Source organism: Faucicola sp. SE7633 (assembly GCF_059264685.1).
On the sequence record NZ_JCADBW010000005.1, the window covers coordinates 67,862 to 87,579 of the forward strand.

Genomic DNA, 19,718 nt, shown 5'->3' on the forward strand with positions numbered 1-19,718 from the left:
TCAACGCTTGGGTAGTTGGCTTGATTGCCTGACAAGCGAAGACAGGCACTATTATGACAAATGCGTGGTGTCTGTGCTGGTCGTGGTGGTGCGGGAGACAACCAACGGACGCTCTAGACGGTATTTTGCTGCCGCTTGTTTTGCGCCAGCAATACTGGCTAAGAAAGTAAATAGCATACTAAGTAAGCCGAATAAACCAGTATAGAGTGCGGTTTTACGGGCGGTTTCTTTGGCTTCAGCAACCGCTTGTTGGGCTTTGACTTCGGCCTGCTCGACCTGCGCTTTGGCATCGGCGATGTTTTGCTCAGTTTTGGCTCGGTAGGCTTGATAGGTGGTTAGCGTTTCTTGTTGAACTTGACGCGCCTGTGCCTCGCTTAAGCCTTCGTTTTCAAGACGTTGAATCAGCTGTGGGCCTTGAATGATCGTTTCAATTTGCGCAAGACGGTTTTTGGCATAGGTGTCCAAATTTTTCCATGTGTCGACGTCGCTAAAGTCCATGTCCGCAACTTGGGTTTTGGTGGTATTGACCATGCCTTCAAGCACATTGGCTGTCGCGCTGATTTGTTCTTTGCTCAAAGTGTCATTGTTTTTTGCAATCCAGCTTTCGATGTCATCACGGCTGATGTCGCCCGTGACCTGTTTATAAAGTGCTTGGATTTTATTACCGATATCATCACCATGACCCGACGCGGCGGCAGCGGTTGCCCCTGTGGTGGCAAGACTTGCCGTTGTGCCAATCACTGACCCTGCGGCATTGCCTACTGCGCCTGCTGCGCTACCCACAGCGTTTGCGGTCGCGCCTGCAACGTTGCCAGCGGTTTTTACCGCGCCTGTCAGCCCACTGACTGCCAACCACGTGGTCAGTACAATGATAGAAGCTGCGGTCAGCATACCTGTTAAAGTGGCATCTTTTGGCAAAATCTCGACACCATCACCGAATAACGCTTCGGGTGCTGAGGCTTTGACTGCAAAATAGCCAGCGGTGTAAGCACTTAATAACGCCGTTACGATGGTATAAATACCTGCCGTGATGCTCGCCCCTTGTAAATCAAGGGATAAAAATGCACTCAGTATAAGCGCCAACGAAAACATGGCAAACCATACCACCAGACCCATGAGTAGACCTGCCAAAATGCCGCGCCATGAAGGACGACGGGCTGGGGTTGCGTGCGGTTGATTGTTCATTTTATTCTCCTAAACACCTTTGCTGCGATGCCCACAAAGGCTAATAAAAATTTTTGCCCAAATTCGATTGCGGCTTATTATAGGTTAGCGTGTAGAATAAATAAGCAAGGTTTTGTTAAATTTTTGCTAAATAACTGTTATCAAAACTTTAGATAGTGGCTTAATTTTTACCAAGACAATAAACTACTTACCGCCTATTAGCATGTTTTTACAATTCGATAAAAGTCGAGTCTTTATGCCAACCAACCAGCCTGCTGTATATTATGACGAGCATGTACAATTTATCTGGACTTTAGGCCGATAGAAGGATTTAAAACAGCGCAGCAAGCCGCCATATTAATTATTAATACCTAATGCCGTAACATAAAATGATAGCTGCCACTTGATGACCTACTCCACCATAAACCGTCCACACACAGCCACGATTGATATTAAAAAAAGTCAGTTTTTGGCGTTTGCTTATCCTGTGACCAGTCGCGATGAGGTGTTGTTTCACGTGGAACAACTGCGCCAGCGATATCCCGATGCGCGCCATCACTGCTGGGCGTATATCATTGGTGACCCAAACAACACCACGGATGCAGGCTTTGATGATGATGGCGAGCCATCGGGCACAGCAGGCAGGCCAATGCTAAACCTGTTGCAGCACAAGCTGGTTGGTAATTGCGCGCTGGTTGTGGTGCGTTATTTTGGTGGGATTAAACTTGGCGCAGGTGGCTTGGCGCGCGCGTATGGGGCAGCGGCGCAAGCGGCATTGGCAGACGCAACGCTCACGCCATTTGAGTCTGCAGCACAGCTTGTCATTCACTGTGGATTTGCCGATGAGGCGTTCATTCGTCACATTGTGGCAGGGTTTGATGGTGAGGTGTTGACCGTCACGTACCAACAGCAGGTGCAACTGAGCGTTGAATTGGCAGCGCGTGCGCTGGCTGATTTGACAGCAAAACTGCACGACAGCTTGGGCAAAACGGTCAGTATAACGCATGTATCATGAATTAAATCGTCAAACACAGCTTAGACACAAGGACACACCATGAGCCAACCTGTCGCCTCTTTTTTTAATATTCATGCGCTAAAACTTAAGCCTTTTACCCCTGCGTTTTGGTTGGCCAATCCGCACGTGCAGACGATTTTGCCGCGCTTTGTGCCCATCAAGCCGCCTGCCTACCAACGTGAACTGCTGCCCGATAGCACGGGCGAGACGTTGGTGGCGTATGATTTTGTCTACCCAAACGGTGCACCCAATCCCGACAAGCCACTGGCGATGATGTTTCATGGGCTTGAAGGCGGTAGCGACAGCCCGTACGCCAAGGCGTTTGTACTGGGGGCACAACGCCACGGATGGGATGCGGTGATTGTGCATTTTCGTGGCTGTGGCGGTGTGGAGAACACCGCTTATCGGGATTATCATGCAGGTGATACCCGTGAGGCGCAGTTTGTTTTTGCGCAGCTTAAACAACGCTACGCGCAGGTATTTGCCGCAGGTGTGTCATTGGGTGGCAATATGCTGGCACGATATATGGGCGAAACAGGTGACGACGCACTGTGCGATGCAGCGGTGGTGATTAGCGCGCCTGTGGATTTGACCAGCGCAGCGGTCAAGATGCACCATGGGGTGGCAAAGCAGGTTTATACGCCGTATTTGCTCAAACCCTTGGTGGCAAAGGCGTTAAACAAAACCACTGACCCTGCAACACGCCATAAGCTTAAACATCTGCGCTTTATTGATGGTTTTGATGATATCTACACCGCGCCGCGCAATGGTTTTGCTGACGCCGCCGATTATTACCGCCAGTCCTCTGCCCTGCCTGTCCTCAAGAATATCACCCAGCCCACGCTGCTGATTCAAGCCAAAGATGATCCGTTTGTTGGCATTCGGGCGACGACCAACGAGGTGTCAAACGCGGTGCGTCTGCTCTATAGCAAACACGGTGGGCATGTTGGGTTTATCGACTGGCAACAAGGCGCGTTTGACCTAACATGGCTGCCAAATACCACCATGCAGTTTTTTCAGGCGGTGCATCAGGCAAAACTTGACGCTGTAACCACCCGTGCTTAGACCAGCACTTGGGCCTTAGCGATTTTTTGCCGATTGTGAATTGGGTTTTGGCTTTCTGCTAAAACTGGCTTACAATGGTGTTTTTGCGACATCAATCGGCGGTTAAGGGGAAAGGACAGGCTATGCACATTCATATTTTAGGCATTTGCGGCACGTTTATGGGCTCGCTGGCGTTGCTGGCGCGCGATTTGGGACACCGTGTGACGGGCTCGGATGCCAACGTCTATCCGCCCATGTCCACCCAACTGGCAAACGCGGGCATTGATATCATGCAGGGCTATCATGCCGAGCATTTGCAGCCACACCCCGATTTGGTGATTGTCGGCAATGCCATGAAACGCGGCATGGCAGCGGTGGAATACCTGCTAAATGCGCGCCTTGCTTACACATCAGGGCCGCAATTTTTGGCAGAACACGTGTTGCAGCACCGTCATGTGTTGGCAGTGGCAGGCACACACGGTAAGACTTCAACCACCACCATGCTGGCATGGATTTTACAATATGCAGGCATTGACACAGGGTTTTTGATTGGTGGCGTGCCACTGGTCAATACCACCGACGCGCGTTTGCAAGCGGCATTTGCCCACAGCAGCCACTTGGGACAACCCACCACCGAGACGCAAACGGGCTATTTTGTCATTGAAGCGGATGAGTATGACAGCGCATTTTTTGATAAACGCTCAAAATTCGTCCATTATCGCCCGACCACCGCTATTTTAAACAATCTTGAATACGATCATGCCGATATTTTTGCCGATTTGGCGGCGATTCAGACCCAGTTTCATCATTTGGTACGCACCATCCCTAGCCATGGCAAAATTGTTTTGCCAAGTCATACGCCAAGCCTTGAGCAAGTTTTAGAACACGGCTGTTGGACACCCGTTTGGCGTACCGAGGTTCTACCCACTACCACCGAGCATTCAGCGTCTGCCGACTGGCAAGCTGTGCTAGCGGCTAAAGATGGTAGCATGTTTCACGTGAAACATCTGACTGAGCAAGGCACAGTTGATTGGCAGATGAATGGTTTGCACAGCGTCCAAAATGGGCTTGCGGCCATTGCAGCCGCATACCATGTGGGTATATCGGTGGCGCAGGCGTGTGAGGCGTTGTCAAATTTTGCAGGCATCAAGCGGCGCATGGAGCGCGTTGGGCATATCGGCAATGTTGAAGTGTATGACGATTTTGCCCACCATCCAACAGCGATTATGACCACTTTAGACGGCGCGCGCAAACGCTTTGGCACGCGCAAGATTTGGGCAATTATCGAACCGCGCAGTAATACGATGAAACTCGGTACGCACCAAGCCTTACTTGCGCCTTCAGCTGCCATCGCAGACACGGTGATTTGGTATCAACCGCCAAGTTTGGATTGGTCGGTGGCACATGCGATTGGCGACACGGCACGGCAGTCCGTCATGCACACAACAGCAGACATTATTGAGCATATCGCTGCCCATGTTGGTGATGACGATGTCATCATTATTATGTCAAATGGCGGCTTTGAAGGCATTCACCCGCGTTTGGTCACGCGTTTGCAGCGCGCCTAAAATATATTTTGATGCAGTAACACCACACAACGCCTACAGACTTAACAAACTAACGTTATGATTTTATAGATGAAAACCGTACACTAGCGACAAGCAATGGGCAAACGTGCATACATTAAGGAAGTTGTAGCGCGCCACCCATATTACTATTTGTTCAAAATTACTTGTTAAGGATGAGTGTTATGATGAATTTTATTTATACGATTATCATGGGTTTGATCGTGGGTGTGATTGCACGTGCGATTAAACCTGGCTCTGATGCCATGGGCTGGGTTTTGACCATTGTGCTTGGTATCATAGGCGCGATTGTTGGTGGCTTTATTGCCAGTGCTTTAAACCTTAACGCCAATGGTGGTTTTATGGGGCTGGTGCTGTCGGTGATTGGTGCGATTATCGTGTTGTTTATTTATGAAATGCTGGCAGGTAAACGTCCTCGCTAATTACCAGCAAACACCCATTAAAAAGACGCTCAGGCATGGCTAGCGTCTTTTTTTGTATCTACATATATCCGTTTTTTTGCCTAAACGCTGTCAAACATGTTCCACGTGAAACATTTGGCTAATCACTTAGCGGATAACGCGGGCTAACGAGCAGGCGCAAGCGCATCAATCTCTGCCTTGACCAAGTTGGCGTCATTGGCAAGTACGGTGACATGCTGAGGCAAATCCTCTAAGCCTATGCTGGCTTTAGGGCGTGGGATATCCACTTCACCGACAGCTTCAAAAATCGTTTCGGCAAATTTGGCAGGTAGCGCGGTTTCGGCACAAATTACGATTTCATTGGGCTTGCGCAAACGCCGAGCCACGCCAACGCCGTCAGCGGTATGTGGGTCAATCAGCTCACCATCGCTTTGATACACCGCGCGGATGGTCGCCACGCGGTCGGCGTGGGTTGATTTGCCCGAAACAAAGCCATAACGCTCACTGATTTCTGCCAAATTATCGACCAAACCAAACCCTTGCCCGCTGGCGACATCATTCCATAGACGCGTGACATCCTCACTATTTTTTTGCAACAGTAGATAGATGAAACGCTCAAAGTTTGATGCTTTAGAAATATCCATCGATGGGCTAGAGGTGACAAAGGTCTGGGCAGCGCGGCGTGGGCGATAATTGCCTGTACTAAAAAATTCGTGCAACACGTCGTTTTCGTTGGTTGCTACCATCAAGCGGTCAATCGGCAAGCCCATTTCGCGTGCAATATGCCCTGCACAGATGTTGCCAAAATTGCCCGATGGTACGCAAAAACTCACGCGCTCGCGGTTGTCTGTTGTCGCGGCAAAGTAGCCTTTAAAATAATACACGATTTGCGCCAAAATCCGCCCCCAGTTGATGGAATTTACCGTGCTTAGGTTGTGTTTGGCTTTAAAGTCGGCATCTTGCTGCAGGGCTTTGACGATGTCTTGGCAATCATCAAACATGCCTTCAATGGCGATGTTGTGAATATTGGCATCGGTCAGGCTGTACATTTGCGCGCGCTGAAAATCACTCATTTTGCCATACGGCGATAGCATGAACACTTCCACGTTGTCTTTACCGCGCAGGGCGTATTCTGCCGCGCTGCCCGTATCCCCACTGGTCGCACCGATGATGGTAATACGCTCGCCGCGACGCTTTAGCACGTATTCAAACGCATTGCCCAAAAACTGCATGGCAATGTCTTTGAATGCCAGTGTGGGGCCATTGGACAGCTCCAAAATTTTGATGCCGTCAGATAGCGTGCGCACAGGGGTGATAGCATCGCTACCAAACGTGGCAGGCGTATAGGTGCGGTTGATGATATCGCGCAAATCCGTCTCGGGAATATCATCGACAAACAAGCGCATGATGGCAAACGCAAGCTCAGGATAGCTGAGCGTGCGCCATTGTGCCAGCGTTGCCGCGTCGATGGTGGGATATTCTTCGGGCAACATCAAACCGCCATCAGGGGCTAGCCCCATCAATAATACCTCGCTAAATGCCATCGGTGCGGTGCGTCCGCGCGTGCTGATATATCGCATGGTTGTCAATCCCTTTTATCTAAACAATTAAAACGATGCCCTAACTGGCATTGTAGCCCAAACCTGCACCAATCGCCATGCCCATGCTAAAGTTTTGTTGGTGCAGCGCGCTACCGCGGCAATCATGCGCGCACAGTTTTTTGCAACAGCGCGTAATAAAACCCATCACCACCGTTCGGGTGTAGCGGTAGACACTGATAGCCCACACTGACCGCTATTTGATTGGGCAAAGCCAAATCAAACGCGACAGCGCGCGCATCGTGATGTTGCTGTAAAAATGCGCTGATTTGCTGTTCATTTTCGGCTTTTAATAAAGAGCAGGTCACATAAAGCAAATAGCCATTGGGTGCCAATAACCGCCAAGCGTTGGCCAAAATCGCCGCTTGCAAATCGACCGTTTGGGCAACGTCTGCTGGCTGGCGCAGCAGCGTAATATCGGGGTGGCGACGAATGACCCCCGTGGCGGTGCAGGGCGCATCCAATAAAATCGCTGTGTAAGGCGTGTGTGTAAATTGGGCGGCGTCGGCGCATACCGTTTGCAACGCGGCGACGTTGGTCAGCTTTAATCGGGCGATATTGTCTTGTAGCCGTTGTAAACGGCTAGGCTCATTGTCAAGCGCGGTTAAATGTTTCACGTGAAACTTTTTATCGGTTGCAGCTGCGCTTAGTTCTAACAAATGCGCTGTTTTTCCACCAGGGGCGGCACAAGCATCAAGGATGTCCAAGCCGCCCGTCTCAAACGGGCTAAAATTACACCGTGCCAACAGATAGCCTGCAATTTGCGCGTGCAAATCCTGTACGCTAACCCAGCCGTCAGCAAAATGCGGTAGGTCTTGGATTTTGATTTTAGCCGACAAGCGAATCGCTTTAGCATCTGCCAATCCGATAGGCGTGAGCTCATGGGCGATGTTGTGCGCGGTTAATAACGCGCTGTACTTGGCGATGTCCGTGTACTGGCGATTGACACGCAAAAAAATCGGCGCAGGTTGGCGCAAGGCTTGCCCAAGCGCGTCATAGTGCGCGGCCCAATCCTGTTTGAGCTGCTTTGCCAGCCAGTTGGGTAAGCTGTGGTGCTGATTGACCTTTTTGGCGTATTTGGCGGCAGATTTTTGTACCTTGCGCAAAATTGCATTGACAAATCCTGTCGCGCGCGTCTGTCCCAGTGCCTTGAGCGCCTCAAGCGTGCTATTGACCGCAGCATAATCGGGCGTATCAAGGTATAGCAACTGATACAACCCAACGTGCAGCGCAGCGACAACCTGCGCGTCTTCAACAGGGCGCGTGGTCAGACTTTCAACAATACGGCTGAGCGCCCACCACTGGCGCAACGTGCCGTATAGCAACTCATGGCTAAACGCGCGTGCCGATTCATCAATTTGAGCAAACAAGGATGGTGTAAGACTGGCCAGTGACGTGCCATGCTGAATTTGCGCCAACACGGTGATGACTTGTGCGCGTGGGTCGCGTGATTGGGCTGGGTTGAAAGCTGTGTGGGTCATACCAATCGCTCACCGATTTGTAGTTTGTTGCCTGCGTTGATTTGGGCGGCGGTGAGTGGCTTGCCGCCTGCCCATTGCAGCTTGGTTAAGCACAATCGCTGTGGCTGGTTTGGCGCGCCACAGACCACTTGCACGGCGTGGTTGTCGATGGCAATGACCGTGCCTGCAGGCTGGTCGTCTAAGGCAGCGGCAAACGGCGCAGGTGCGCAAGCAAGCACTTTGACGCGCGTGCCGTTGTGCTCGGTATAAGCGTTTAAGGCACGGATTTGGCGGTCAATATGGGCGGCGTTTTGTTGCCAGTCAATGTGTCCCTCTGTGCTGCTGATTTTTTCGGCATAGTTGGCCAGGCTGTCATCTTGTGCTTGCGCGTGCCGCTGGTAGTGCGGCAAATCTTGCAAAACGCTGACCAGTGCTTGTCCACCCAGTGTCGCCAAAGTGTCGTGCAAGCTTGCGGTGGTGGTGGCTGAGGTAATGGGGCAGGTGACTTTATGTAGCATGTCGCCCGTATCAAGCCCTGCCGCCATTTGCATGATGGTCACACCCGTTTGGGTATCACCTGCCAAAATCGCGCGCTGGATCGGCGCTGCGCCACGCCAACGCGGCAGCAATGACGCGTGCACGTTGATACAGCCAAACGTTGGGATAGCCAGCACGCCTTTGGGCAAAATCAAGCCATACGCCGCCACCACCATGACATCGGGTTGGTAGGCGGCTAATGTTTCACGTGAAACACTGCCCAAGTCGTGTTTTAAACTAAAACTTTCGGGTTGCTCCACAGGCAAGCCATGTTGCAACGCCAGCGCCTTGACGGGTGAGGCGCGTAATTTTTGCCCACGCCCTGCCTTGCGATCCGGCTGGGTATAGACAGCGACCACTTGCACCTGCTTGGATGGCATGGCAAGCAGTGCCTGTAGACTTGCGGCGGCAAAATCGGGCGTGCCAGCAAATACCACGCGCAGCGGTGGGTTGGTCGATAAAGGCGGATGGAGTGTTGTCATTGAATGGGTTCTGTGGTAAGAGTGATAAGAATTGGGTTTTTCATTGCGCTTTGACTATTATAGTCAGAATTGGGCACGGACGCTAATTTGCTGCTCTGCTTACGCGTGTCAATTCCCAAACAGGCGCGATTGTTGCCGCTTGGCAGAATTGTTATAATCGTGCTCGCTTACGGTGGCTAGTGTGGGGCTGATTGCTGCTAAATCAGCGCGTTAGACTTGCTTGTTGGTGTGCTACTTGGTCATTGGTTACAAGTTTTTTTCTTGCCGCGCTTTAGCCGTTTGCTGATCTTTTACCCTTGCACCGCTTGGTATCATAACGCTATGATGAACAACTGGCTACCTCGTTCTATTTGGCAGCGACGGCTTTGGCGGTGGGCGTTGGTTATTTTGATGGCATTTGTGCTGATGCAATATGCTATGCTATTTTGGTCTGCCAAACAACGCCAACGCTTGGCAACACAGGCGTTTTTACAAAACGTTGCCCATGAGCTCAATGTGCGCATTGAACACGGCAGTGCGCGGCAAAACCTGCACCCGTGGCAAAATATGCGCTTAAGTCTGGTCAATACGCCAATGATTGGGGCGTATCAGCTGACGATTTTTGCGCCCGATGGGCAGATTTTGAGCCTTGGCAGCAATCAGCAGGACTTGGGGCACAGCAGTGGTGTCAAATCCAATCTACAGCGCGATTTAACCATTTATCATCCCAAGGGCTTTGAAAGCTGGCTGACGCTCACGGGCGATTATTCGGCGTATGTTCACGGTACTTATCAGCCAATTTTAGGCCAGTTGTTGTCACCGTTGCACCTTGCGCCATTGGCGTTGATGGTGCTGGTGCTGATGTGGTTGGCTTATCATCTGCGTCTGCGTGCCGAGGCGTGGGAGTCGATTTTGACCTATGCCGACCGCGCAAGTTTGGGACAACATCGCAGTTATCAGCCGCTGACGGGCGTTGCCATGCGCTATACGGATTTGCGTAAGCTTGGGCAGCTTATCAACCGCAATGCCTATCGACTGGAGCGTTATCGCCAGCAGCAGGCGGTGCTTGACTATCGGCAAACGCGTTTGGTGGACAACGCGCCCGTTAGCTTGTTTTTGACCAATCGGCGTGGACAAATCACGTATTTTAACGAGCAGTTTGCCCAAACGTTTGGTATTTCATTTAACAAAAACGTGACGTATATGCTAAGCGATTTTGTCTTTGGCACGGACAAGATCGCCCAGCAGCATTTGGCAGAAATCAGTGAGCACCCAGCGCGTGTCAGCCTTGCGGTGACCAACTTGCAAGGCGATGGGTATTTTGCCTTACAGCTCAAACCGTTTTATAACCGCTTTGGTAAATTGGCAGGCTTTAGCGGCGCGTTGTTTGTGGTGTCGGATTATCACAATAAACTTGCCCATGCCGCGCAAACCAACAAGCAACTGACCGAGCGCATTGGTGAATTTGACAAACTGTGGGCAGAGATGAGCCACGAGCTGCGCACACCACTGGCTGGTACACTCGGTATGCTTGAATTGCTGCTAGAAAATCAAGCCAAACTTGACAGCGAGCAAGCCGAAACGCTAACGACCATGCAGCAGTCGGTACAGATGATGCTGCAGCTACTCAACGATATGCTTGATGCCGCCAAGCTCAATGCTGGCAAGCTGCAAACCAACATCGACTATTTGGATTTGGTGCAACTGGTGCGCCAAGTCGCTGAACTGATGCTCAGCCGCGCCAAGCAACAAAACATCGAGCTGTACGTGTTTTTTGGCCCACAAGTTCCGCACTTTATCGACACCGACGGCGGGCAGCTGCGCCAAATTTTGCTTAATCTTTTGTCAAATGCGATTAAATTCACCCAACAAGGCTACGTGGCGGTACTCATCGACAGCGTGCCTCATCACAACCGCATTATTCAGCAGCACCGCCCCAATGACAGCAGCGCACCATACTGGCTACGCATCTGTGTTAAAGATACCGGGATTGGTATCAAGGACGCTGACCAAGCCAAGCTGTTTAAATACTTCAATCAAGCCAATGCCTCCATCAGCCAGCAGTTTGGTGGCACGGGTTTGGGTTTGGCAATTTCCAACCGTTTTTCGCATCTGCTTGGTGGTTTTATCCATCTTAACAGCACATTTGGGCAGGGCAGTGAGTTTCAGGTGTATTTACCGCTTGAGCGTTACAGCCGCCGCCCTGTTATTAGCATGACCGCTGAGCGTCTGTCGGTGTATGTTGTGACATTGTCGCCATTTGAGCTGGTCAATCAACGCTTGGCAGAAGTATTTAATGGGTTAGATATCGCCAACAACAGTTTTACTCAGCTTGATGCCAAGACACTGGCAAAAATTCGCCAGACCAATCTAACTGGCTGTCAGCTTATTGTACTGGTGGATGATGCCTTGTATGACCAACAAGCGCTTGATTTTCGTGGTCTAACCAATTGTAAAAAAATCCTGCTGAGCATGGAGCAATCCGACTCTATCGAGCCCAAGCGAGCCGCGCAATACGATGCGATTGTGCGTAAACCGATTTTCTTAAACGTGCTTATCAGTGAGATTAAGCAGCTATGTCACAGCGAAGATAACGCCAGCAGCCATGCCAATGAGCAGCCCAGCTTACCACCACAGATGGCGTTTAAGGCGTTTTTGCAGCAGTGGCAAAGCCAGCAATCTAGCGGCGTGGCAACCAGCAACCAAATCCAAACAGCCAGCAGCACCGAGCAGCCTGCGCTATTTCGTCGTAAAACGATTTTGGTGGCAGAAGACAATGCCTTGAATCAAAAAATCATCGAAAAACATCTCACGATTTTGGGCTACCCCTCTATCATCGCCGCCAACGGTGAGGAGGCCATCGAGCAGCTTAACACCAATCGCAGCCAAATTGGGCTGATTTTGATGGACTGCCGCATGCCGATTTTGGATGGGCTAGAGGCGAGCCGCATCATTCGTGCCAAACAAGACAGCATCCCCATCATCGCGCTAACGGCCAGTGACACCGACGATGACCGCAATGCTTGTTTGCAAGCAGGGATGGACGGATTTTTATCCAAACCCGTCCATCGTGAAAAATTGGCGCAAATGCTGCAGCGGCATCTGTTGGCATAACGAATCATTCGCGCGATAAGCACGCCGCGTTTGGTTAGCCTTTGGCTTTGGTGCGGAAGGTAAACTGTTTGCTGATACGCTCACCATCGCTGAACGTTAAATCATAACGCGCTTGATACACGGTATCGGGCTGTAGCGGCGTGTCGGGCATTAAAATCACTTCATTGGCTTCTAACAAGCGATTGGGGTCGTTGTCTTTGGTCAGCGTATGCATAAAGCCGACGTTTTGCCCGTTTTGGCTTAGGCTGGCAGACACGGCTTGCACGGTTTTATTTTCAGGTGCAAGAATATAAATCGGCTGCCCGATAGGACGTTGTGACAAATCGCGCGTATTGCCGAACGGATTGGGCTCTTCATGGGTCAGCTCATACGCTGTCACCGAACCTTCACAAGGATATGATAGCACGCTGTTGGGGGTGTGTAGCGCAGCGTTGGCAGGCAATGATAAGACCAGCTCAAGGATGCTTTGTGTGTAATAATACGTGCGATTGTCGATTTGTGGTTCTATTTTATCCCATTGTACTTCAGCATAACTTACGCCAATTTCACTGAACCACGGATGCACCATGCCACGCACATGATACGGTGCGGCCAGCAGCCCTGTGAGCAAATCTTTGGCATTTGCCGCGCTATCAAGCGCAGGATAGCCACCTGTAGAGCCAAAGTTTGCTATGGCAAGGCTTTCACCAACGAACCCGCGATAGGCATTGTAAGTGGTGGGTGTCGCACGCGCGCCCAACGTTGTTGGATTTAACCGCGTGCCGACATCATTGCCCGTGAAATATGGATTGGTGATACCGCTATCGACAATGGTATTGCCTTGGGTATCTTGCAAAACCGTCTCATGGTGAGTCGCAATCGGTTGGCGGTTACTTTGGCTAAGCCACGCCAAATAATTGGCATGATTGTCAGCAGAAATGGTTAAGTTTGGGTGAGAGGTCAATGCCCCAAAACCACAGTTTTGCCGATTATCACTGAGTAATTGTAGCGCGGCTTGCTGACCACTGCCAACGACAACAGGCGTTGGATTGACAGCTTGGGCTGTGGTCGGTGTGGTTGTCTCAGTGACGCTCACGGCTGGGATGGTGGGCGTATTGTCTGCCGTTACAGGCGTGCTATCGGTTGGCGTAACCGCTGTGCCGACGGTGCTGCTTGCGGTGGTGTTGCTAGGCGTATTCACCGATGGATTGGCTGCAACGGGTGCAACCTCTGAATCACTTGAGCCTCCACCGCTACCACAGGCCACAAGCGCAAGACCAAGCGCGGTGACTAAAGCAGTTTTTGATGCGACTGACTGCGCAAAACGAAAAGCAGGTTGATGGGTGTCGGAAGGTTGGCGCATAGTGGCGTCCTTTGAGTGGGCGAGGGTGGTGACAAGAAGACAATCTGTGGCCAAAGAACTTAGCGATGGGCATTTACCCGTTCATTTTTTTGCTAAAAATTAACGTAAAATTAACAATTTGTCAATGTCGTTTGCCATCAGTCTTACAATTGGTTGCAAAATATATTTATCATGAAATTTAAAATATTTTTTAATTCACTTTATAAAACCGTGCTGCGCCAAAAACGCCGCGTCAATAGACTGCTTCACAGGCAAATTATGCGGCGCACCGCTTGACAATAGCCGCTCTAAATACCGTGCCACCAAATCAACCTCAATATTCACCCGCTGCCCAACGCGCCATTGCTGCCCGATGTTGGTCACCTCAGCCGTGTGGGGGATGATATTGAGCCACACCGTATTGCCTTCAACGCGGTTGCTGGTTAAGCTGATGCCATCAACCGTGATAGAACCTTTGGTGGCCGCATACTTGGCGATATCATCGGGTAAGCCAATACTCACCAACAAAGACCGCGCGTCTTGGCTTAGGCTGGCGATATGCGCCACCGCATCGACATGCCCTGCGACGATATGCCCACCAAAACGCGTCGTTGGCAACATAGCTTTTTCTAAATTAACGGGCGTACCGACTTGCCAGTCGCCCAGTGTGGTCTTGGTAAGCGTCTCACGCGACACATCCACGGCGTACCAATCTGCACCATAGTCCACCACCGTCAAGCACACGCCATTACTGGCAATCGAGTCACCGAGTTTGACATCGGCAAAATTTAAATCACTGGCACGAATCGTCAAACGTATATCACCACCGCGCGGCTCAATACGCGCCACTTGTCCCACTGTTTCGATAATACCTGTAAACATGGTTTAAACCCTTAGATGTCGTAATGAGCGATTGTTTAATAAAACGATACAATCAGCGGTTAAATTGGTTGGTTTTAGCAGGCTATAGCAACGTGCTATGGGGTTTTACTGCGCAATTTGATTTGTGGATAACTTTTAGCAAGTGGTTAATTTTGGCGGTTTAAAAAAGTTATCCACTGTGGCAGGCTCGTCGGCTAATTTTTGGTCGGTCACGGTGTTTCATGTGAAACCTATAGCAGGCTAGGCTTTTGCCAGACTCATTTTGTCAAACAAATGGGTAAACGTTTCATGTGAAACACTTATCCACAATCAAGGCTTCTCATAATCACCACTTAATCCAAACACTTTTGCCAGTGGATAACTTTTTAGCGCACTATATCTTGTGGCTATCCTGCTAAAGGCATCAAAATAGACGACCTAATGCACTGTTTAGCATTACTTTGCAATGTTAAATATCAACTTGCTATCTTGCCCGATGGTTTCATGTGAAACCAAATTCAAGCGTAGCTGCTGGTTTAGCGCAGCAATGTCGGCCACAAACATAGGCTGCGCATTTTGTCCCAACAGACAAGGCGCTTGATAGACAATCAGTTCATCAACCAAACCTGCCTGCAAAAATGCGGTAGTCACGCGCGCGCCCGCTTCAATCAATACGTCATAAATTTGGCGTTGTTTAAGCGTGTCTAACACCTCAGCCAATGTCAGCGCAGGCGATTGCACCAACCACAAAGGGCGATGCTGGGCTTGCTGTTGTGTCCAGTCGCCTGCCAGACTCACACGAGCTTGGCGGTCAAGCACAACCAACAGTGGCGCAGGAATCTCTGCTGCCGGCACACCCAAACTGGCGCTGCGTACATCCATGCGCGGCGCGTCGCTCATCACCGTTTGACTACCCGTGATAATTGCCCCGGCACGGGCGCGCAAACGCTGCCCATCCTCGCGTGCGGCATCGCCCGTAATCCATTTAGACGTACCATCGGCTAGCGCAATACGCCCATCAAGGCTACAGGCAATTTTGGCGCGTACCCACGGCAAGCCGCCTTGCATACAGCGCAAAAAACCTGCGTTGAGTGCTGCCGCTTGCGCCTGACAAACGCCTGTTTGCACCTCAATACCTGCCGCGCGTAGCTTGGCAATGCCATTGCCAGCCACTTTTGGGTTGGGGTCGGTGACGGCAATCACCACCCGCGCCACCCCTGCAGCTATCAGCGCGTCGGCGCAGGGTGGGGTGCGCCCATGATGGCTACAGGGCTCTAGAGTGACATATGCTGTCGCACCGTTTGTGGTTTGTTGCGCGGCGTGGGCGGCGCGTAATGCCATGATTTCGGCATGGGGCTGCCCTGCCCGTGCATGAAAACCTTCGCCCAAAATACGCCCATCACGCACCAACACGCAGCCAACGTTGGGATTGGGACGCGTGGTGTACTGCCCACGCTTTGCCAACTCAATGGCGCGCTGCATGTAATACACATCAATTAAGCTAGCGGTGGACATAACATTTTTACAATTTTTTTAAATACAATAACTTAGCAATCATGCGGCAGGGTTTGCTGTAAACCATGTTTTAGTAGGTGTTCGTACTCGGCAGGTGTACCACAAAAATCGATGTCTTGCGGCGCAATCAGCACATAGCCCACGGTCTCACCTGCTGCTATCATCAAATTATACATCGGCGCAATGTACAGCTCGCCGTTGTGGGTCAAATCATTGGCTTGGCAATACGCAAACAACGCCATAAAACGACGCGCGGATTTAAAATAATACAACCCATCGCTACACAGATCTGAAATACGCTGTTTTTCGGTGGTACGGACCACGCGCCCATCGTCATCGAGCGCGATAAACGACCAATGGTCGCCCTCACCACGAAACACTTCTAAATAGCCATCCCAAGTCGCCGCCTGCGCAGGTTTGACAAAGTCATAGCGAAACGTGTCGATATTAAAAATATACAGCGGCTCATCTTCATCAGGCTGTTGCAGTTCTGCCAACTGCTGCAGTCCCAAATACACCGTATGCGCCTGACCGTCGGTTTCTTGGGGTAAGATACAAATACGGTAGTTTTGCACCCCCAATGCGTCAAGCTGCTGGCGGACAAACGCAGGCGTATCGTACACATCGCGCACGATGATAACAAATAAGTCGGTGGCAAAATAACGCGCGAACGATTGCAGTGCGCGCGCAAATACGGTTTGACCTGCCAGCATCAACTGGTATTTGGGCACATCAAACCCTGCCTTAAAAAAACGGCTGCTTAGCCCTGCCATTGGGATAACAATCATTGTTTTTCCTTATTTTTTATTTCAATTTTTTTAAAACATAGTCGGCATATAGGCGCAGTGCATTGGCCAACATGGCTTGCTGACGGTCTGGGCGGTCGCTATGCAGTGGCAACATTGACAAAAACAGCAGCACCACCGCAGGCATCAGTGCAGTTTTGTCATACTGGCGAAAATACTGCTGCATAAAGGCATTTTGTAGCGCGCGTGTGGTGGTATCAAGCTCAAAATTAATCACCACATCCTCGCCTGTGTCAGTGACGTGTTTATCTAGCTGATAACGCCCTGCAATGATGAAATCATACAACCCAATCACTGAATGGGCGATTTTTGCCATGTCATAGCTTTGGTTGCCTAAATGGGTGATATTGCCATCCACATCAGTACCGCGCGGATCAAGTACCTTAATGCGCTGTCCGCGTGCATCAAACAACACATTGCTAAAGCACAAATCACCGTGCAACGTGGCATAGGTGTAGGGCAGAGCAAGCGCGCGCGTGATACAATCCTCGCAAATCTCGGCAATACTGCCCACAGCACGCCCTTGGTAGCGCATCGGCATGTGCAAATCCGTGCCCGTATCTGCACTAAACTGTGCCAGCCGCTTGAGTGTCTTGTCACGGTATAGCTGATTTGAGCTTACCTCAATGGCATGTTTTTGGGCGTCGGTCAGTGTCTGGCTATCAACCGATAACGTGAGGTATTCTTCTAGCAGCTCAAAAATATACGTCCAAAACGGTAGCGCGTTGCGTCCATGAACAAGCAGCTCATTGAGCGGCAACAGTGGCAAGTATTCTAAGCGATAAAACGCTTGTCCTGCGGCATTGGTGCCATGGTCAATCAGCTGTGGGGTGAAACGCTTGAGCGTGGGCGCAAGGCTGGCATACCACATCGCCTCGGCACGGATTTTGTGGTCGTTTTCGCTGGTTTTGGTCACAACCCCTGCATCAATCAGCAGGCTATTAAACGCGCGTTGGGTGGTAATGGTCGCGCGTGTGTTAAAAAACGTATTGATATAACCGCAATTATACCAGCTACTCACCCATTGGCTTGCTAGCGGACGCGCCTTGCGATAACGCTGCACGGCTTTACCAAACTTGCCGCGTGACAACGCCAGTGACTTAAGCAGCGTCGGCAAGTCAGCAAAACAAAAATACCCTGCCCACACCGCATCCACGCCGTCTTGATCTGGCTCAGTGTGCCATTCATAAAGCTGCGGCCGATTGGCCACCGCGATGACATCACAAGCTGTTGGGATATCTATAATCAGTGTATGCCCTTGCAATACGCCGATTGCCCCGTCATCTTTACCGCATTCGATGTTCAGCACATACAGCAGCGCGGCAGCAAATTCCAAGCCATCAGGCACCGCACACACACGCAAATTAAGCTGCTCAACCAGCGTCTGCTCATCGATACGCAGTGAATAACTCTCGGGCAATGCCAACACAATCGCCTCATTGGGCAGGCATTCACGCACAGCTTGCACTTGCAGCTCTAGCAGTTTTTTGTTGCCAATTGGCAGCATACATGGCACGATTTTGCCGATTTCGGCTTCAAGCTCAGCACCGACATACGCCGCTGACATGATGACAAACATAATACGTTCTCACAGCGGCGATGTGCCGCAAATTATCATATAAAATAGTCGCCATCGCTTTTTAACCGTGATGGCGCGCGCACCCTCAGTCCTTGCCAAGCTTTAGCAAGGTTTTGATTTCATCGTATGACAGGGCTAAAAACTCATCGGGTCGCAAGGCTTTGTCATCGACATAAAAGCCATCAAACCCACACCACGGCTTGCCGACATAGATTTCATCAAACGGCACTTCATGGCATTTAAGCCAATCTAAAATAATTGGCAATGTATTTTTATTGATTGCACCGACATTGCCACTGTAAGTGCGCATATTGCGGCTGGTATGAATCACAATGCAAAAGCCTTGCGCGTGGTACTCGCGTAGCTTTTCAATCATCGGTGTGATAGGTTCGGCGTTGGCATAATCGCCGTTGGTCGTGCGCGTTAGCGTGTCATCTAGGTCAAAAATAATGCGTTTCATGATTATCCGTGGTTATTATTGAATGGTCAAATTACAAAATCGTTACTGTAAACTTTAAATTAGCAATTTTTGCGCGTAAAACGACCAGCCAGCATGGCTAAGCGCAAGCCAATGCCGCTAACATACATTATAAAAATGGTTAGAAAATTGAGCAGATAATTAGATTTTAATACGTTTGTTGGCTAAATTCAATGCAGGTTGTTGGATTTTATCACGGCGATTATTTTTTAAAAAAATTTAAAATAATTAACGATTTTCCTACACGCTGGTCGATGGTTTGGCAGTTTTTTGGCTCAAATCCTGCAATTTTTCACGAATTTCTGCTTTGGCAACGTCATCAGATAGGCTCACCAGTAGCTGCTGAAATGCCTCAATATCTTGAAAATTGCGGTACACGCTGGCAAAGCGCACATAAGCGATATCATCCAATTCGCGCAATTCACGGATGACGATTTCACCGACGACTTGGCTTTTGACCTCACGCTCGCCCAGTTGGCGTAGTTGTTTTTCAATACGGCTAATCATCGCCTCGATGCGGTCGGTGGCGATTGGGCGTTTTTGTAGGGGCAGCTGAATTGAGCGGCGCAGCTTTTGGTTGTCATACGGTTCAATACGCCCGTTGCTTTTGATGATGCGCGGCATGACCGCCTCAATGACTTCAAACGTGGTAAAACGCTCTTGACATTGCACGCATTGCCGCCGTCTGCGCACTTGCGCGCCCTCTGCTGCCAAGCGCGAATCGATGACTTTGGTGTCCTCAGCGTTACAAAACGGGCAATACATGCTGCGTGTGACT

At 50.4% G+C, this 19,718-nt stretch carries 16 protein-coding genes; 5 read left to right on the top strand and 11 right to left on the bottom strand.

Annotation, left to right across the window (positions count from 1 at the left end; all coding sequences use genetic code 11):
* Positions 1-51 precede the first annotated feature (51 nt).
* Positions 52-1,185: a hypothetical protein gene (locus tag AC5L4R_RS03300; RefSeq protein ID WP_494472653.1), complete on the bottom strand. Its 1,134-nt coding sequence runs from the start codon at positions 1,183-1,185 to the stop codon at positions 52-54.
* A 385-nt stretch (positions 1,186-1,570) separates the two neighbouring features.
* Here AC5L4R_RS03300 and AC5L4R_RS03305 point away from each other — a divergent pair, with 385 nt between their 5' ends.
* The 4 genes from AC5L4R_RS03305 (at position 1,571) to AC5L4R_RS03320 (ending at position 5,231) form a co-directional block, all read left to right on the top strand.
* Complete coding sequence (locus tag AC5L4R_RS03305; protein ID WP_494472654.1) at positions 1,571-2,179, top strand: YigZ family protein; 609 nt, start codon at positions 1,571-1,573, stop codon at positions 2,177-2,179.
* Between the two features lie 39 nt (positions 2,180-2,218).
* On the top strand, positions 2,219-3,244 hold the full coding sequence (locus AC5L4R_RS03310; RefSeq protein ID WP_494472655.1) for a YheT family hydrolase: 1,026 nt from the start codon (positions 2,219-2,221) through the stop codon (positions 3,242-3,244).
* A gap of 122 nt (positions 3,245-3,366) precedes the next feature.
* Positions 3,367-4,791 carry a UDP-N-acetylmuramate:L-alanyl-gamma-D-glutamyl-meso-diaminopimelate ligase gene (gene mpl / locus AC5L4R_RS03315; RefSeq protein ID WP_494472656.1) on the top strand — a complete coding sequence of 475 codons (1,425 nt, stop codon included), beginning with the start codon at positions 3,367-3,369 and terminating at the stop codon, positions 4,789-4,791.
* 185 nt (positions 4,792-4,976) lie between these two features.
* Positions 4,977-5,231, top strand: a complete 255-nt coding sequence (locus AC5L4R_RS03320) for a GlsB/YeaQ/YmgE family stress response membrane protein (RefSeq protein WP_494472698.1) — start codon at positions 4,977-4,979, stop codon at positions 5,229-5,231.
* Between the two features lie 143 nt (positions 5,232-5,374).
* Here AC5L4R_RS03320 and thrC read toward each other — a convergent pair whose 3' ends face one another.
* From thrC to fmt, 3 genes are all read right to left on the bottom strand, one after another.
* Positions 5,375-6,790 carry a threonine synthase gene (gene thrC / locus AC5L4R_RS03325; protein ID WP_494472657.1) on the bottom strand — a complete coding sequence of 472 codons (1,416 nt, stop codon included), beginning with the start codon at positions 6,788-6,790 and terminating at the stop codon, positions 5,375-5,377.
* A gap of 122 nt (positions 6,791-6,912) precedes the next feature.
* Entirely contained in the window at positions 6,913-8,289 is a 1,377-nt protein-coding gene (rsmB, locus tag AC5L4R_RS03330; RefSeq protein WP_494472658.1) for a 16S rRNA (cytosine(967)-C(5))-methyltransferase RsmB, read from the bottom strand.
* Positions 8,286-9,287, bottom strand: a complete 1,002-nt coding sequence (gene fmt, locus AC5L4R_RS03335) for a methionyl-tRNA formyltransferase (RefSeq protein WP_494472659.1) — start codon at positions 9,285-9,287, stop codon at positions 8,286-8,288. The genes rsmB and fmt overlap by 4 nt, the downstream gene beginning before the upstream one ends.
* 390 nt (positions 9,288-9,677) lie before the next feature.
* On the opposite strand from fmt, the gene AC5L4R_RS03340 reads away from it, so the two are divergent.
* A complete protein-coding gene (locus AC5L4R_RS03340; protein WP_494472660.1) occupies positions 9,678-12,380 on the top strand; it encodes a hybrid sensor histidine kinase/response regulator in 2,703 nt (900 codons plus the stop codon).
* A 34-nt stretch (positions 12,381-12,414) separates the two neighbouring features.
* Here the strand turns inward: AC5L4R_RS03340 and AC5L4R_RS03345 are convergent, their stop codons facing one another.
* The 7 genes from AC5L4R_RS03345 to nrdR form a co-directional block, all read right to left on the bottom strand.
* The gene (locus tag AC5L4R_RS03345) at positions 12,415-13,722 is read right to left on the bottom strand and encodes a CAP domain-containing protein (protein WP_494472661.1); all 1,308 of its coding nucleotides are present in this window, start codon (positions 13,720-13,722) and stop codon (positions 12,415-12,417) included.
* Between the two features lie 195 nt (positions 13,723-13,917).
* On the bottom strand, positions 13,918-14,583 hold the full coding sequence (locus AC5L4R_RS03350; protein ID WP_494472662.1) for a riboflavin synthase: 666 nt from the start codon (positions 14,581-14,583) through the stop codon (positions 13,918-13,920).
* A gap of 435 nt (positions 14,584-15,018) precedes the next feature.
* Positions 15,019-16,077, bottom strand: coding sequence for a bifunctional diaminohydroxyphosphoribosylaminopyrimidine deaminase/5-amino-6-(5-phosphoribosylamino)uracil reductase RibD (ribD, locus tag AC5L4R_RS03355; RefSeq protein ID WP_494472663.1), 1,059 nt, complete (start codon positions 16,075-16,077; stop codon positions 15,019-15,021).
* A gap of 32 nt (positions 16,078-16,109) precedes the next feature.
* A complete protein-coding gene (locus tag AC5L4R_RS03360; RefSeq protein WP_494472664.1) occupies positions 16,110-16,865 on the bottom strand; it encodes a glycosyltransferase family 2 protein in 756 nt (251 codons plus the stop codon).
* A 16-nt stretch (positions 16,866-16,881) separates the two neighbouring features.
* The gene (locus AC5L4R_RS03365; RefSeq protein ID WP_494472665.1) at positions 16,882-18,462 is read right to left on the bottom strand and encodes a hypothetical protein; all 1,581 of its coding nucleotides are present in this window, start codon (positions 18,460-18,462) and stop codon (positions 16,882-16,884) included.
* 85 nt (positions 18,463-18,547) lie between these two features.
* Positions 18,548-18,922, bottom strand: a complete 375-nt coding sequence (locus AC5L4R_RS03370; RefSeq protein WP_494472666.1) for an HAD family hydrolase — start codon at positions 18,920-18,922, stop codon at positions 18,548-18,550.
* Between the two features lie 258 nt (positions 18,923-19,180).
* Positions 19,181-19,705 (bottom strand): transcriptional regulator NrdR, encoded by a 525-nt coding sequence (gene nrdR / locus AC5L4R_RS03375; protein ID WP_494472667.1) that lies wholly within the window; start codon positions 19,703-19,705, stop codon positions 19,181-19,183.
* Positions 19,706-19,718 lie beyond the last annotated feature (13 nt).

What these genes read in the sequence shown, in the direction of transcription:
- ribD (WP_494472663.1), bottom strand. Translation starts at nt 16,077, where the DNA reads ATGTCCACCGCTAGCTTAATTGATGTGTATTACATGCAGCGCGCCATT.
- AC5L4R_RS03320 (WP_494472698.1), top strand. Translation starts at nt 4,977, where the DNA reads ATGAATTTTATTTATACGATTATCATGGGTTTGATCGTGGGTGTGATT.
- fmt (WP_494472659.1), bottom strand. Translation starts at nt 9,287, where the DNA reads ATGACAACACTCCATCCGCCTTTATCGACCAACCCACCGCTGCGCGTG.
- rsmB (WP_494472658.1), bottom strand. Translation starts at nt 8,289, where the DNA reads ATGACCCACACAGCTTTCAACCCAGCCCAATCACGCGACCCACGCGCA.
- thrC (WP_494472657.1), bottom strand. Translation starts at nt 6,790, where the DNA reads ATGCGATATATCAGCACGCGCGGACGCACCGCACCGATGGCATTTAGC.
- AC5L4R_RS03300 (WP_494472653.1), bottom strand. Translation starts at nt 1,185, where the DNA reads ATGAACAATCAACCGCACGCAACCCCAGCCCGTCGTCCTTCATGGCGC.
- AC5L4R_RS03350 (WP_494472662.1), bottom strand. Translation starts at nt 14,583, where the DNA reads ATGTTTACAGGTATTATCGAAACAGTGGGACAAGTGGCGCGTATTGAG.
- AC5L4R_RS03345 (WP_494472661.1), bottom strand. Translation starts at nt 13,722, where the DNA reads ATGCGCCAACCTTCCGACACCCATCAACCTGCTTTTCGTTTTGCGCAG.
- mpl (WP_494472656.1), top strand. Translation starts at nt 3,367, where the DNA reads ATGCACATTCATATTTTAGGCATTTGCGGCACGTTTATGGGCTCGCTG.
- AC5L4R_RS03340 (WP_494472660.1), top strand. Translation starts at nt 9,678, where the DNA reads ATGGCATTTGTGCTGATGCAATATGCTATGCTATTTTGGTCTGCCAAA.
- AC5L4R_RS03305 (WP_494472654.1), top strand. Translation starts at nt 1,571, where the DNA reads ATGACCTACTCCACCATAAACCGTCCACACACAGCCACGATTGATATT.
- AC5L4R_RS03310 (WP_494472655.1), top strand. Translation starts at nt 2,219, where the DNA reads ATGAGCCAACCTGTCGCCTCTTTTTTTAATATTCATGCGCTAAAACTT.
- nrdR (WP_494472667.1), bottom strand. Translation starts at nt 19,705, where the DNA reads ATGTATTGCCCGTTTTGTAACGCTGAGGACACCAAAGTCATCGATTCG.
- AC5L4R_RS03370 (WP_494472666.1), bottom strand. Translation starts at nt 18,922, where the DNA reads ATGAAACGCATTATTTTTGACCTAGATGACACGCTAACGCGCACGACC.
- AC5L4R_RS03360 (WP_494472664.1), bottom strand. Translation starts at nt 16,865, where the DNA reads ATGATTGTTATCCCAATGGCAGGGCTAAGCAGCCGTTTTTTTAAGGCA.
- AC5L4R_RS03365 (WP_494472665.1), bottom strand. Translation starts at nt 18,462, where the DNA reads ATGTTTGTCATCATGTCAGCGGCGTATGTCGGTGCTGAGCTTGAAGCC.